We start from the raw sequence: 14,254 nt of genomic DNA, 5'->3' as shown, positions 1-14,254 counted from the left end.
TTATGCAAAATCGCGGACTGATTATTTTCATCAGCGTTTTGGTTTCAGTGCTTTGTGCTTTTTATCTCTCTTTTACCTTTGTAGCGCGTAGCGTGGAAAAAGATGCAGATGCTTTCGCACAAGGCAGCGTAGCCAAAAAACGCCAATATTTAGACTCTATCTCGAATAAAGAGGTCTATAATTTGGGCTTTAAAGCCTTCACCTATCAGGAGGTTAAAGACAAAGCCCTCAATTTAGGACTCGACTTGCAGGGTGGCATGCAGCTTACCTTAGAAATTTCGCCTGTCGATATCATCAAATCGCTTTCTGGCAATAGCCAAGACCCTAACTTTTTGGCTGCCTTAGACGAGGCGCAAAAAATGCAGGCTTCGCGCCAAGACAAATTTACGGTGCTTTTCTATGAGGCTTTCAAGGCAAAAGCAGGAGAAAACAAACTCAACAACATCTTCTCTACCGCCGACAACCGCTCTAAAATCACCTTCCAATCTACGGACAAAGATGTAATGGATTTCATCGACAAAGAAGTGGATTCGGCTATCCAACGCGCCTTTGAAATTATCCGTACCCGTATCGATAAATTTGGCGTGTCGCAGCCCAATATCACCCTTTTGGAAGGGACAAATCGTATCCAAGTAGAACTACCCGGAGCAGACAACCCTGAAAGGGTGCGCAAACTCTTGCAAGGGGTAGCCAAGTTGGAGTTTTGGGAAGTCTATCAGCCACAAGAATACCAAGAGTTTTTGATGAACATCAATACTTATTGGGTAGAAAATAAAATGCCTAAGACCGACACTACCCAAACGGCACAAACGGCTCAAACCACTACCGATTCTACAACTACCGAAACTACTTCGGACGACCTCTTTGTAGAAGGCGACAGCAGCAAAGTGGCACAAAACGATTCTACTTCTACCGACTCGACAGCGACGGCACAAGCCGACACAACAAAAGCCCCCACCAACGTTTCGCCTATGCTTGCCAAATTAGCAAGCCCTTACGAACTTTTGTATGCTTCAAAAGATACGGCGGCGGTCAATGCCATGTTGCGCGACGAAGGCGTGAAGGCTTTGCTTCCTTCTACGGTCAAATTCTTTTGGAGCGTCAAGCCTACTTTCGAAAACAATGGCGAGAATTTTTACACCCTGCACGTCATTAAGGCAGGCATGGGCGGAATCGCGCCCCTTGGTGGCGATAAAGTCATTGATGCCAGCGGCGACTACGACCAATTTGGCAAGCCTTACGTGAGCATGACCATGAACCCCGAAGGTGCTAAAACTTGGCAAAACCTAACGCGCGAAAACGTAGGCAAGCAAGTAGCCATCGTTTTAGATGACTTGGTGTATTCTGCTCCTCGTGTGAATGAGGAAATTGGCGGCGGACGCTCCTCTATTTCAGGTAATTTCACCATCGAAGAGGCTTCCGACCTTGCTAATATCTTGAAGGCAGGTAAGCTCCCCGCGCCTACGCGCATTGTAGAAGAAGCCGTCGTGGGACCTTCTTTGGGTAAAGTGGCACAAAATCAGGGTATCATTTCGGCGTTGGTCGGATTGGGCTTAGTGGTAGTCTTTATGGTGCTTTACTATGCCAAAGCGGGCTTAGTGGCTAATGCAGCCTTGCTTTTCAACCTTTTCTTTGTTTTTGGTCTGATGACGCAATTTGGCACTTCGCTTACCCTACCCGGTATCGCAGGTATCGTTCTTACGATGGGTATGGCTGTTGATGCCAACGTGCTTATTTTTGAGCGCATCAGAGAAGAACTCCGCAATGGGGTCAAGCTCACAGAGGCTATCAATTTAGGCTTTAATCGCGCCCTTATCACGATTTTAGATGCCAACATCACCACTTTCATTACGGCGGCGTTTTTGCTCGTCTTCGGTTCGGGTGGCATCAAAGGTTTTGCCGTAACGTTGATTATCGGTATCCTTTGCTCTTTCTTTACTGCCGTCTTTATTACGCGCTTGCTTATTGCACAAATTACCAAAAAACAAGGTGATAATAGCAATTTCAAACTCGAAACAGGCATTTCTAAAAACTTCCTTCAAAATGCGCATTTCGACTTTATGGGCAAGCGCAAGATGTTTTACGGCATCTCGGCGGTATTTATTGCTATCGGATTGGGCTTAATTTTCACCAACGGCTTGAACTTGGGTGTAGATTTCAAAGGCGGACGCTCGTATGTGGTACAATTTGAAAAAGAGGTATCGCCTACACAAATTAAAGCCGACCTTTTGAAAGCGATTGCAGCCAGCGTAGAGGTAAAATCTTACGACGGCAGCGATAAGGTCAAAATCACGACCAACTACAAAGTAGAGCAGGAAGGTTCTGAAATCGATACCGAAGTGCAAAATGCCGTCATGACAGGCTTAGAAGCCTACAAAGACCTCAATCCGACGATTGTAAGTACGGCAAAAGTAGGGGCTACTATCGCCGACGACATTCGCGATGCTGCCTCCTCTGCTGTTATTTATTCGCTGATTGCGCTTTTCCTCTACATTTGGGTACGCTTCAATGGTTGGAAATTCGGCTTAGGCGCAGTGGTTTCGCTCTTCCACGATACCTTGATTGTGTTGAGTGTATTTGCTCTTACCTATGCTTTGGGTCTGAATTTGGAAATAGACCAAGTCTTTATCGCCGCTATCCTGACCGTAATCGGTTATTCTTTGAACGATACTGTGGTTGTTTTTGATAGGATTCGCGAAACCTTAGTGGGCAGAGAAGACCAAAATTTGGCTACTGTCTTCAATAAAGCCATCAATGAAACCCTTAGCCGCACAGTCATGACCTCTGCCACTACTTTGGTTGTGATTTTGATTCTGCTCGTCTTTGGGGGCGAAGTGTTGCGCGGCTTCTCTTTGGCTCTTTTTGTGGGTATCATTGTAGGTACGTACTCCTCTATTTTTGTGGCGACTCCGTTGGTCTTAGATTTTTCAGGTAGGAAAATCAAGGCGGAAGCGGAAAAATCAGCTGCCGAAAAAGTGTAGTAAGCCCTTATTTGTCCTTCTTTCAAACCCCAATGCACCCTTCGGTGTATTGGGGTTTTTTGGTTGTCAAAAAATAAAGTTGCAAAATCGCGCAAAAATACCTACCTTGCCGATTGTAATCTTACGAATAAAGCCCTTCGCGTAGGGCGCACTCCTACTCATTTTCCATTCTTTTTTCCAATATGGCATCACTATTTTTGCAAATCGAGGGCTTAGAAAACGAGGAAGCCCAAAAGGAAGCCCGTTCTTTGCGCCAGTGGCTCGAAAACGACGAAGATTTAGACTATGATAAGATTGAAACTGTGCGCAAGGAACTTGCCCCCGACGAGGCTGGAGGCGCATTGGAGGCGGTCTTAGCCGTTGTCTTGGGTGCGCCTGCGGTGGTGCATCTTGTCAAATCCCTACAAGTCTTTTTTAGAGAAAAAACCAAAACTACCAACGGGCAAAAGCTCAAAATAGACATCACCACACCCAACGGCGGCAAACTCAAAATCGATGCCCAACAGATGAACCGCGATACTGCCGATTTGGTGCGTGAAATTTCGGCTCTGCTCCAAAATCCGAAGGCGAGCGAATAGCACCCTGCGCTTGTTTTTCTCTTTTTCTCACTTTTCGCACCCTTTCAAGGGGCTTTTCCGAAGTAGAGGCGCGTTTTGCTGCCTTCTTCATCTTGCTTTGCAGCCATGAAACTCATCGACGCTGAACACACACAGGCACTGCTGATAGGGGTGAGCGAGTACCAAGACCCTGCCTTGCCGCCCCTACCTGCTGCACAAACCAACCTGCAAAAGCTCCAAACGCTTCTTGCCTCTGACTCCATAGGCATGGCTGCCGACAATATCCAGACCCTCTACAACGAAACCAACCCCCAGAAGGTATTTACTGCCCTTTCACAGGCTACCCAAAAAGCGAAAAAGACCCTCCTGATTTACTATGCAGGACATGGCGTTTTAGACGACAACAACGAACTTTATCTGACCCTAAGCAGCACAACGGTAGAAACGGTCTTGTTTTCAGGGCTTTCCATCGAGATGATGAGCCGCATCATCAACAAAGAACGCTTAGATGTCATCTTGATTATTGATGCTTGTTTTAGCGAAAAAGCCTTCGAGTATTTCAAAAAGACCAATTACTATGTAATGGCTTCGTCTAAAAAAAATACGCCCTCGAAGTACCCTTTGGAAACCCTTTATTCGGCTTTTACCAATGAAATTGTTGAGGCTTTGGAAAAAGGCATCAACAATAGAAAACGCGAAATTACGCTCCGCGACCTATACCGACACGTGCGCGAAAGCCTTTTGAGCAAGGATTTTCCCGAACCGCGACAAATCAATACCAATATCATTCAGGAAAAAGTCTTTGCGCAAAACAATTACGACGTACTGCTGCCACTTGCCGAGCGCAATAGAAACCTCATTGTGCCAATTTTTCAAGCCATGCAGCACTACCGCCCCGAACAGTTTATTAACGTCCAAAATGATGTAGGGCTTGATGAAATCAACGATTTGAGCCGTTATTTCGAAGATGATTCCGACGAAGATTATCACGACAATTTGGCACTAACTCAGAAAGCAAATCATATCATCAATCATTATCCCCTCTCTATTGCCGAAGAACTCAAACTCTTTTTCGCCCCCTCGCCCCACCAACTCCAACAGACGCAATGGCGTTTGCAGCAAACGCTTAAAATCTATGAAGAAACGCTGCGTTATTTAGCCTATTTGCTTTTGGCGCAACTTTGGGACTTGCAAATGGCGGAAAAATTGACTTTGCCTACGCCCTTGCAAAGTGAGTGGAAGGCGCACTTGCAGCAGATTCACAATCCTACTCCTGCGTGGCTTTTTCATACCATTCAAAAAGTAGGTCTGATTTTTAAATCGCAAAATGTACCTTTTTTTATACCTGAATTAGAAAAATGGCACGATAAATTAGTAGGCAATCAAGATTTGGCACATATCACGCAAGACTTTTTAAGCCTTTATGAAAAGCCGCTCGACCAGATTTTGGCAGAAAAAGAGAGCGACTATTGGGCAGCTCTCTGCGGTCAGACCGAGCAGGCTTTGAGCCGTTTGCTGCAAAGTTTAGCCTTCCTGACTGCCTATGAGTTGGTTTCGGTCAAAAACATCTTGATTGTCAAGCTCAAAAATGAAAAGCCCGATTTTCTGCACTTTCTTAGTAAAGTGAGTTCGGAAAGTACCAACTTAGGGCAAATTAGCCAACTGCCTTCGCTTTTTTATACAGATAGCCATTCGGTTTTGTTGGTAAAGGATAGCAAACGCATAGAGCCTACTTTTTTAAATCTTTCGCCTTTTATTGTAGATAAAAATGCGTATAATACCAAAAGTATTCCCAGTATTTTTATTTACGAAAAACAGGAAAACGACCAAGCCTTTCTCTACCGTTCCCTTAGCAATAGAAATGAGGCGAGCTTTGCTTTAGCTTCACAGGCGGGCAATGCCAAACTTTTAAAACAGTTCTTGCAGTTTCTCAAAAGTTTTTAAAATGTTTGTAAAATATTTTAAAAAATGAAATTCTTTCCATATTTTAAAACTCTTAGCATTTAGCGTTTCAATGGCAGCACAAAAGGAAAAATTGGTCTTGAAGGCTGAAAAAATCAACAAGTTTTTTTATAGCCCCCTCGAATTTCATGCCCTCAAAGATATAACGGTAGAAATTGGCGAAGGCGAATTTGTAACCCTTATCGGCAAATCGGGCTGTGGGAAATCTACTTTGCTGTATATCCTTTCCACGATGGATACGCAATATAAAGGCGATTTATACATCAAAGAGGAGCTACTGACGGGCAAGGAGGCAAATTTTTTGGCACATTTTCGCAATGCCCATATTGGCTTTGTTTTTCAGTTTCATTACTTGCTGCCCGAATTTAGCGTCTTGCAAAACGTGATGCTCCCTGCTCTCAAATTAGGGCTTTACACACGTGCCGAAATAGAGGAACGCGCCTATACCAAATTAGCACTTTTGGGGGTGAAAGAGCAGGCACTCAAACGCGCCAGCCAACTTTCGGGGGGGCAGCAGCAAAGGGTTGCGATTGCACGCGCTCTTATCAATGACCCTGCCGTTATCATGGGCGACGAGCCGACGGGGAATTTAGATTCCAACAACACCCGAATTGTTTTCGACATCTTCAAAGAACTGACAAGCGAATACAAACAGACCATTATCGCCGTTACACACGATGACGAATTTGCACGCAACGCCGACCGCATCATAGAAATGCTCGATGGGCGCATTATTAGCGCAGGTTAGTACGCCTCTGTGTTTGCATTTTGTATTTCAACTTTTTTTTCTAAACTTTGGAATGGCAAATCCATTTCCTTACACTCAACAAGATGAACAAAGTATATAAAAATGCCGAAGATGCCTTAGTAGGAGTCAGCGATGGCATGACCCTGATGCTGGGCGGATTCGGACTCTGTGGTATCCCTGAAAATAGTATCGCCGCGCTGGTCAAGATGGGCGTGAAGAATCTCACTTGTATTTCCAACAATGCAGGCGTAGATGATTTCGGAATCGGACTCATGCTCCAACAGCGGCAAGTACGCAAAATGATTTCCTCCTATGTAGGCGAAAATGCCGAATTCGAACGCCAACTGCTTACGGGCGAATTGGAGGTAGAGCTAATTCCACAAGGCACGCTTGCCGAGCGTTGTCGGGCAGGGGGCGCAGGCATACCCGCCTTTTTCACACCTGCTGGATACGGTACCGAAGTGGCACAAGGCAAAGAAACGCGCCAATACGGAGAGAAAATGTACGTATTAGAAACCGCCCTAACCGCCGACTTCGCCTTCGTCAAGGCATGGAAGGGCGATACAATGGGCAATCTTATCTTCAAGGGAACGGCACGCAATTTCAATCCTATGATGGCGATGGCAGGAAAAATTACCGTCGCCGAAGTAGAGGAATTAGTGCCTGCGGGCGAATTAGACCCCAATTTTATCCATACGCCGGGTATCTTTGTGCAGCGCATCTTCAAAGGCGTAGGGTATGAAAAGCGCATCGAAAAAAGAACGGTGCAAAAATAATATCTTCCTTTTTTTCCCAACTCTAACGAACTTAGTCTATGCCCTTAGATAAATTTGGCATTGCCAAACGCATTGCACAAGAACTACAAGACGGCTTTTATGTCAATTTAGGTATCGGAATCCCTACCTTAGTTGCCAATTACGTACCCCAAGGTATCGAAGTCGTCTTGCAATCAGAAAACGGACTGCTCGGAATGGGTCCCTATCCTACCGAAGAAAAAGTAGATGCCGACCTCATCAATGCAGGCAAAGAAACCGTCACCACCTTAGCTGGTTCTTCTATCTTCGACTCTGCCCTTAGTTTTGCCATGATTCGCGGCGGACACGTAGATTTGACCGTTTTGGGTGCGATGGAAGTAGCCGACAATGGCGATATTGCCAACTGGAAAATCCCCAACGTCATGGTCAAAGGCATGGGAGGCGCGATGGATTTGGTAGCCTCTGCCCAAAATATTATCGTGGCGATGATGCACACCAATAAAAAAGGCGAATCGAAACTCCTTTCGAAATGCACCCTCCCCATCACAGGTTTGGGTTGTGTCAAAAAAGTGGTAACTGATTTAGCCGTTTTAGACATCACCCCAGAAGGCTTTTTATTAGTAGAAACTGCCCCTGGTGTGAGCGTTGAGCAGGTAAAAAATGCGACCGAAGGCAAACTTATCATTCCTGCACACGTGCCTGAAATGAAAATCTAACCAAACACAACAAACCCTAAGCCTCGATAAAGGGCTTAGGGTTTCAATTTGGACTTGCGTAGAAATAGGACTTTTTTCGGAATAAATTTTTTATTCGTATCTTGCGGCTTCAAATTCTTTTTTCGTCATCTCTTTTAAACGCTATTTTTATGAAACGCTATTCTTTTATGCTGCCCCTATGTGTGGCAACGACCGTACTTTTTTTCGGATTGAGCAGTTGTGATAAAATCAAAGAAGCCGCTCAAAACAAAGCCCAAGAAGCCGTACAGGAAGCCTTAGCCGAAGAAGGCATAACGGTAGAAAATGCACAGGAAGGCGAAAATGCCTACCCCGTAACTTTGAATCAGGAAATATTGGATAACTACATAGCGGTTATGCAGGATTTTGCAGGGCAAAATTGGGGCGACAAAAGCGCACTCATGGCAAATGTCGAAATTCGTCAGAAAATTACGGATAAGGGTTTTAAAGACTTCAACGACTTTTTAGCCACTCACATGAAGATTACCAGCGGATTGGCATATCTGCAAATGGAAAATGCAGATTTATCGGGGCAGGTAACAGACCAAATACAAGCCTCCATAGAGAGCTACAAAGAACAACTCAATAACCCTGATTTAGACCCTGAATCGCGCAAGCAGATAGAAGAAGTCATCAAATCTGCCCAAGCACAGCAAGAAAATTATGCGAAGGGGCTTGAAGAAACCCAAGCGCGTGCCAAAGCTGATAACGAAAAAACTTTTACCGCCCAAGAGAGAGAACTCTTGAAGCAAAACAAGGAAAAGTTAGCCGCAGTGGTTAATAACTAAAAATTGTAAAGAAATCACAAACAAATTACAAACAAATTACAAACAAATTATAGACAAGTTCTGAAAGGGCTTGTCTTTTTTTGCCTCCCCTATCTACTGAAAAGGCAATGCCCTGCTCCTACAAATTCCTACAAATCGATGCTATAAAAATGCTTTTTCTACCTAAAAAACAGCAATCTAATACAAATAAACGCCTATTTCCTGATTTTCTTTCAAAATTACCTCTACGTGTTCCAAAAGTGTAGTCGAGAGGCGATACCCTACAAAGTCTGCCGCAATCGGAAAATCGGCGTGGTTTCTATCTACCAAAACCGCCGTTTGCAGCCTTTTAATCGGCACTTCTAAAAAAGGGCGCAGGCTATAAGCCAAAGTCCTGCCCGTATTCAGAACGTCATCTACCAAAATAATCACCTGTTGTTCTAAGGTCGGCAAAGGAACAGAAATGCCTACCTTGCTTTGTGTGGGATACAATTTGTCTAATTCTACCGATACCAGTTCTACTTCTATGGGCGCAATCGCTAAGAGTTCCGCCTTGAGCCTTTGTGCCAACACATAGCCATTTTCTTGGATACCTGCCAAAATAAGGGTATCTACACCAAAATTTTGCTCATAAATTTCATAAGCCAAACGGCGTATCTTTTGCAGCGTTTGGGCGGCAGTCAGGATTCTATTTTGCGGAGAAGCAGGCATAGGATTTTGAAAAAATAAAAATAATTCAAACCCCAAGCCTCTTTTCGCGCTTAGGGTTTGAAAAATAAACCGTTTAAGTTTAGAATTGTTCTAAGTTAGAGAAGAAAAAGCTACCCTCGATGGCGGCATTTTCATCAGAATCAGAGCCATGAACGGCATTGGCTTCGATGGAAGTGCCATAAAGGGCGCGTACAGTGCCTGCGTCGGCTTTTTTAGGGTCGGTTGCGCCGATAAGTTTGCGGAAATCTTCTACCGCATTTTCTTTTTCTAAAATGGCAGCCACGATAGCACCCGAAGACATATAAGCACAGAGGTCTTGGTAGAAAGGACGCTCTTTATGGACAGCGTAAAATTCGCCTGCACGTGCAGGGCTAAGGTGAGTGATTTTTGCCGCTACCAAGCGGAAGCCCGCTTTTTCTATCATAGCCAAAATATTGCCTGCATTGCCTGCGCTAAAAGCGTCGGGCTTAATCATGGTAAAGGTGCGATTCGTCGCCATCTGCAAAGGGTTAAGGGTAAAGAGATAAACAAGTCTATTCGCCTGCAAAGTTACGTTTTTTTTCAAATGCAGCTTAGGAAATTCTCCACGTATTCGCCTACATTTTTTTTATTGCAAAAAATTGCATGGGAAATATAAAAGTGCTTGACAGTCAATACTTTATATCTTCAACTCTGTTCATGTCCCTTATTTGTATTGCAAGTAATTTCATACAATAGCTTTAAAATAGCTTTACTATTTTATATCAAATGCTAAACTCGTATATTCGTGCCGTAAGTTTTTTTATTAGTCTTTAATTTACCAACTCAAAAATTTTATCCTATGGGTTTTCTTGATAGCTTTATGAATAGCGAAAAACGGAAAAAGCAAAAAAGTCACATTAAAAATCTTCTCATTATAGCTGCTGCCGATGGCGATATTAACGAAGACGAGCAGGATTTCTTATTGCACGTCGGAGAGCGACTTGGCATAACACGCGAGGATTATGTCAGCGTTTTAAAATATCCAGAGGGGGTAGAATTTTATCCACCTTCGAGCGATAGAGAACGACTCGACCAACTCATAGACCTTGTGTATATGATGCTTATTGATGGTGAGATAGATGAAGACGAAGTCTATAAATGTCGCCGTTTTGCTAATGCTTTGGGTTTCAAGGCGCAGGTAGTAGATGTTATTGTCGAAGATATTATCGATGCTGCTATCAAAAAACAAAAGCGAGATGAGATTTTTGCAAGTTTATCACGCAGGCTTGGTTAGGGATTAGAAAAGAGAAAATACGCTATCAAGGGGTTTGGAAAAAAGCCGTAATTTTGTCCGACTTCTTTTCCCAACCCTATTTCTCTTTTTTTATGAAACAGTTGATAGAATGTGTGCCTAATTTTTCGGAAGGTAGAGATTTGAAAATTATCAAAGAAATCACCGACCAAATAGAAAGCGTGGAAGGCGTACAACTTTTAGACGTAGACCCCGGATACGCTACCAATCGCACCGTCGTAACCTTTGTAGGTGAGCCTGCGCCCGTCTTGGAAGCCGCCTTTCGCGCCATCAAAAAGGCACAAGAGCTAATTGATATGCGCAAGCACAAGGGCGAGCATCCGCGCTTTGGGGCTACCGACGTTTGTCCGCTTGTTCCGATAGCCAATATTAGCATGGAAGAAACGGCAAAGTTAGCCCACCAATTAGCCGAGCGCGTAGGGCGCGAATTAGACTATGCCGTTTATTGCTATGAAAGTGCCGCTACCAAACCTGAACGCAAAAATTTGGCGTATGTGCGGGCAGGCGAATATGAAGCCTTACCCGAAAAACTCAAAAAGCCCGAACACAAGCCCGACTACGGTGCAGCCGAATTTCGCCCTCGCACAGGTGCAACCGCTATCGGCGCACGTGATTTCCTCATTGCTGTCAATTTCAACCTCAATACCACTTCTACACGACGCGCCAACGCCGTTGCCTTTGATGTGCGCGAGGCAGGCAGGGTAGTAATGGATAGCGAAGGCAAGCCGCTTGTTGATGAAAAAGGTGAGCCAATTCGCCAAGCAGGTGCTTGCAAAGGCACAAAGGCTATCGGTTGGTACATTGCTGAATATGGCATTGCACAGGTTTCGATGAACATTACCGACATCAACGCTACTCCCTTGCACCTTGCCTTCGAAGCCATCGCCGAAAGTGCCTATCAGCGCGGTTTGCGCGTTACGGGGACGGAAATTGTAGGACTTCTGCCTTTGCGTATGATGCTCGAAGCAGGCAAATATTTCCTTCGCAAGCAGCAGCGTTCGGTCGGCGTTTCAGAAGCCGAACTTATCAAAATTGCCATCAAATCTATGGGACTTGATGATTTAAAACCTTTTATTGCCGAAGAAAAAATCATCGAGTATCGCATTGCAGAAAAAAATGCGCGTCCTTTGGTAGGGCTTTCGCTGGCAGATTTTGCACACGAAACGGCTTCGGAGTCGCCTGCGCCGGGGGGCGGTTCGGTATCGGCTTATATGGGTGCTTTGGGGGCGGCTTTGGGTACAATGGTGGCAAACCTTTCTTCTCATAAGCGCGGTTGGGACGCACATTGGGAAGAATTTTCTAACTATGCCGAAGAAGGCGAAAAAATCAAAAATCGCCTACTTTATTTGGTAGATGAAGATACCGCCGCCTTCAATGCCATTATGGAGGCGTTTAAACTGCCAAAAGATTCGGAGCAGGAAAAAATCGTGCGTAGTCAGGCTATCGCAAAGGCAAATCGCAATGCAATAGAAGTGCCTTTGGAAATTATCCGAACTGCCGTATCTGCCTTTCCGCTCATCAAGGCGATGGCGGCTTCGGGCAATCCTAATTCGGTTTCTGACGCAGGCGTGGGCGCGTTGGCATTGCGGGCTGCCGTTAGGGGGGCGTATCTAAATGTCCAAATCAATGCGGCTTCAGAAAGCGACAAGGAATATGTAGCCGAAATTTTTGCAGAGGCAAAAGCCTTAGCCGACACCGCCGAAAAGATGGAAGCCGAAGTATTGGAAATTGTGCAAAGTAAGATGTAGTAAGGGTCTGAAAGGCAGCCCTGTGAAATTTTAACATCATTCGCTTACGTAGAGATAAGGCGTTGTCCGCACAAAAAAACCTAAGAAAATGCTATTTTCTTAGGTTTTTGGCTTTTAATGGCGTTGTTACAATGGTCAGAAGGTCAAAAAATAGGGTTTTGTGCTTCGTGCAAGCCTCCTGAACCCCCACCCTGCCCTCCCCCCATAGGGGAGGGTTCGAAAACCAAATCATTTTTTTTGCATTTATGCAAAAAAAATGATTCCGAATCAAAGCCCCGCCCTATGGGGGCGGGGTTTGGGGTGGGGTGTATTTAAGGCTTTTATCGTTGTTACAACGCCCTTTTAAAACGAAAAGCGTAGGTTATTTTATTCTTCGTCGCTGCTTGTTACGGAAGCGTAATTGATTTTGAGTGCGTTAGATTCTCTTAGTTTTTCGCGCACGTCAGTTACGATACCCATCTTGACATTTCTATCTATTTTGAGCGAAACGACTAATTTTTCTCTATCCACTTCGGGTAGTTTGCTCTTTTCTGAAAAGACAAACTGTGGGATATTTTCGGGAGTAGCCAATACGTCGTTGAGCTGAATACGCGGCTCGGAGCCGAATTTGCCTACGTCGCGCGGCTTTCCTACATAGATAAAACTCACCAAACGCCGCTTTTCCAACTTCTGTATTTGAGAGGCTTTGGGTGCTGCCGTTTCTACCAAAATATCACGCTCACGCAATACCGTTGCTGCCATAAAGAAGAAGAGAAGCATAAAGATAATGTCGGGGAGCGCGGAGGTAGGAATGACGGGTTCTTCTTTCTTTTTTTTCTTGATTTGCATCACCTTGCGGGGTTAAGATTGGAAAAGATAAGGGACTGCGCTTATTGCGCCGCTTCGCCTCCTGTGGGTTCGGCATCAGAAACGTTCATCGGATAAGCGTCCTTTGCCATAGTGTACCACTCTACGTGCTTTTTCTTATCCTGCTTCGAAATTTCTATAAATTCTTCTACCGTTACGCGCCTGCCAAGCTGTTGGCTTAGGTAGTCAGCGCGAACTTCATTGTAGGCGGCACGCACTTGGTCGGCTATCTGCAAATAAAAGTCATAACTGGTGCCTCTATCAGCGCGAATGGAAACGACGGCTACTTGTGGGGTGTCTGCGAAATTAGGGTCTGCACCATTATTTTTAAGGTGCTTGATGACATCTTTTTTAATCTGTTTTACATCACCCGGGCTATCTTCTATTAGAAGGTCGTCTTGCGAATTGATGAGGATTTTGTAGACATTTCGCTGATTTACGTCAGTAGGTTTGGTTTCTTCTTTCGGCTTGGGCGGGAGCTGCACAGAAAGACCGCGTTCTGTGTCGATGCGCGTCGTAACGAGAAAGAATATGAGCAACAGAAAGGCAATATCCGCCATAGAGCTGGAATTGACTTCGGGTGCTTTCTTTTTCTTCTTTGCCATAGTTGAAATTAGTTAAATCTTTTTGCAAAAATATTAGCCACGATACCCAAAATGGCAACAATAGCTAAAATATAGACCATACCTAATAAACCGCCTATCATCTGTGAGCCAGAAGCATCAACGCCATACTTTTCGTAGGGTTCGTTGCTTGCCATCAGATAGCCGATACCGAATAAGACCAAGAGTATGCCACCAGCGGCTGCCATATAGACCAAGCCTTTAAGCTGTCCTTCTTTTACGGCAGTAAAGACGGGCAAAGCCACTGCACCTGCAATAGCGGCAAAGAGTAGAATCATGCTCAAAGTAACCATCGCATCACCAGCGACTGCACCTTTTACCTGATTATCCACCTTGCTTGAGAGCTTGACTTTGCTCTTTTGCTCGTCTGTGGGATTTTCGTATCCTTTATTTTGAGCGGCTTCAGTACGGGCTGCATCAATAGCAGGCATATACTCGACAAAGCCTTTGATTACAAAAATGAATATCATAACAGCCACTACGCCATAGATGATATTACTAAGAGAAAGATTTTTCATATCGTTACAAATTGAGGGCGATTGAGAAAGA

14 protein-coding genes are annotated in these 14,254 nt (G+C 44.6%); 9 read left to right on the top strand and 5 right to left on the bottom strand.

All coding sequences use genetic code 11. The features are described from left to right. Nucleotides 1–2 precede the first annotated feature (2 nt). The 7 genes from secDF to G500_RS0115150 all read left to right on the top strand — a co-directional run bounded on the left by secDF (nucleotide 3) and on the right by G500_RS0115150 (nucleotide 8,525). The gene (gene secDF / locus G500_RS0115185; RefSeq protein ID WP_027003175.1) at nucleotides 3–2,981 is read left to right on the top strand and encodes a protein translocase subunit SecDF; all 2,979 of its coding nucleotides are present in this window, start codon (nucleotides 3–5) and stop codon (nucleotides 2,979–2,981) included. 182 nt (nucleotides 2,982–3,163) lie between these two features. Then, nucleotides 3,164–3,559 carry an effector-associated constant component EACC1 gene (locus G500_RS0115175; RefSeq protein WP_027003174.1) on the top strand — a complete coding sequence of 132 codons (396 nt, stop codon included), beginning with the start codon at nucleotides 3,164–3,166 and terminating at the stop codon, nucleotides 3,557–3,559. Nucleotides 3,560–3,664: 105 nt separating this feature from the next. Next, nucleotides 3,665–5,482, top strand: a complete 1,818-nt coding sequence (locus G500_RS0115170) for a caspase family protein (protein WP_154657175.1) — start codon at nucleotides 3,665–3,667, stop codon at nucleotides 5,480–5,482. 70 nt (nucleotides 5,483–5,552) lie between these two features. Next, nucleotides 5,553–6,248 (top strand): ABC transporter ATP-binding protein, encoded by a 696-nt coding sequence (locus G500_RS0115165; protein WP_027003172.1) that lies wholly within the window; start codon nucleotides 5,553–5,555, stop codon nucleotides 6,246–6,248. 83 nt (nucleotides 6,249–6,331) lie between these two features. After that, nucleotides 6,332–7,024 (top strand): CoA transferase subunit A, encoded by a 693-nt coding sequence (locus tag G500_RS0115160; RefSeq protein WP_027003171.1) that lies wholly within the window; start codon nucleotides 6,332–6,334, stop codon nucleotides 7,022–7,024. A 38-nt stretch (nucleotides 7,025–7,062) separates the two neighbouring features. Then, entirely contained in the window at nucleotides 7,063–7,719 is a 657-nt protein-coding gene (locus G500_RS0115155; protein ID WP_027003170.1) for a 3-oxoacid CoA-transferase subunit B, read from the top strand. A gap of 149 nt (nucleotides 7,720–7,868) precedes the next feature. Continuing rightward, the gene (locus G500_RS0115150) at nucleotides 7,869–8,525 is read left to right on the top strand and encodes a hypothetical protein (protein ID WP_027003169.1); all 657 of its coding nucleotides are present in this window, start codon (nucleotides 7,869–7,871) and stop codon (nucleotides 8,523–8,525) included. A gap of 177 nt (nucleotides 8,526–8,702) precedes the next feature. Here the strand turns inward: G500_RS0115150 and G500_RS0115145 are convergent, their stop codons facing one another. Continuing rightward, nucleotides 8,703–9,215 (bottom strand): phosphoribosyltransferase family protein, encoded by a 513-nt coding sequence (locus tag G500_RS0115145; RefSeq protein WP_027003168.1) that lies wholly within the window; start codon nucleotides 9,213–9,215, stop codon nucleotides 8,703–8,705. 79 nt (nucleotides 9,216–9,294) lie between these two features. Then, nucleotides 9,295–9,714, bottom strand: a complete 420-nt coding sequence (locus tag G500_RS0115140) for a nucleoside-diphosphate kinase (RefSeq protein WP_027003167.1) — start codon at nucleotides 9,712–9,714, stop codon at nucleotides 9,295–9,297. A gap of 321 nt (nucleotides 9,715–10,035) precedes the next feature. Here G500_RS0115140 and G500_RS0115135 point away from each other — a divergent pair, with 321 nt between their 5' ends. Continuing rightward, nucleotides 10,036–10,470, top strand: coding sequence for a TerB family tellurite resistance protein (locus G500_RS0115135; protein ID WP_027003166.1), 435 nt, complete (start codon nucleotides 10,036–10,038; stop codon nucleotides 10,468–10,470). A gap of 92 nt (nucleotides 10,471–10,562) precedes the next feature. Then, nucleotides 10,563–12,236 carry a glutamate formimidoyltransferase gene (gene ftcD, locus G500_RS0115130; protein WP_027003165.1) on the top strand — a complete coding sequence of 558 codons (1,674 nt, stop codon included), beginning with the start codon at nucleotides 10,563–10,565 and terminating at the stop codon, nucleotides 12,234–12,236. Nucleotides 12,237–12,602: 366 nt separating this feature from the next. On the opposite strand, the gene G500_RS0115120 is transcribed toward ftcD, so the two are convergent. From G500_RS0115120 to G500_RS23745, 3 genes are read right to left on the bottom strand one after another with little or no spacing between them, the layout of a single operon-like run. Next, complete coding sequence (locus G500_RS0115120) at nucleotides 12,603–13,064, bottom strand: ExbD/TolR family protein (RefSeq protein ID WP_051203703.1); 462 nt, start codon at nucleotides 13,062–13,064, stop codon at nucleotides 12,603–12,605. A 41-nt stretch (nucleotides 13,065–13,105) separates the two neighbouring features. Continuing rightward, nucleotides 13,106–13,687, bottom strand: coding sequence for an ExbD/TolR family protein (locus tag G500_RS0115115; RefSeq protein ID WP_027003163.1), 582 nt, complete (start codon nucleotides 13,685–13,687; stop codon nucleotides 13,106–13,108). Between the two features lie 8 nt (nucleotides 13,688–13,695). Continuing rightward, complete coding sequence (locus G500_RS23745; RefSeq protein WP_035757635.1) at nucleotides 13,696–14,223, bottom strand: hypothetical protein; 528 nt, start codon at nucleotides 14,221–14,223, stop codon at nucleotides 13,696–13,698. Nucleotides 14,224–14,254 lie beyond the last annotated feature (31 nt).

This window comes from Hugenholtzia roseola DSM 9546, from assembly GCF_000422585.1.
GTDB classification, from domain to species: Bacteria; Bacteroidota; Bacteroidia; order Cytophagales; family Bernardetiaceae; genus Hugenholtzia; species Hugenholtzia roseola.
Note: the sequence above shows the minus strand (reverse complement) of the source record. Positions and strands in the feature narration are given on the sequence as shown.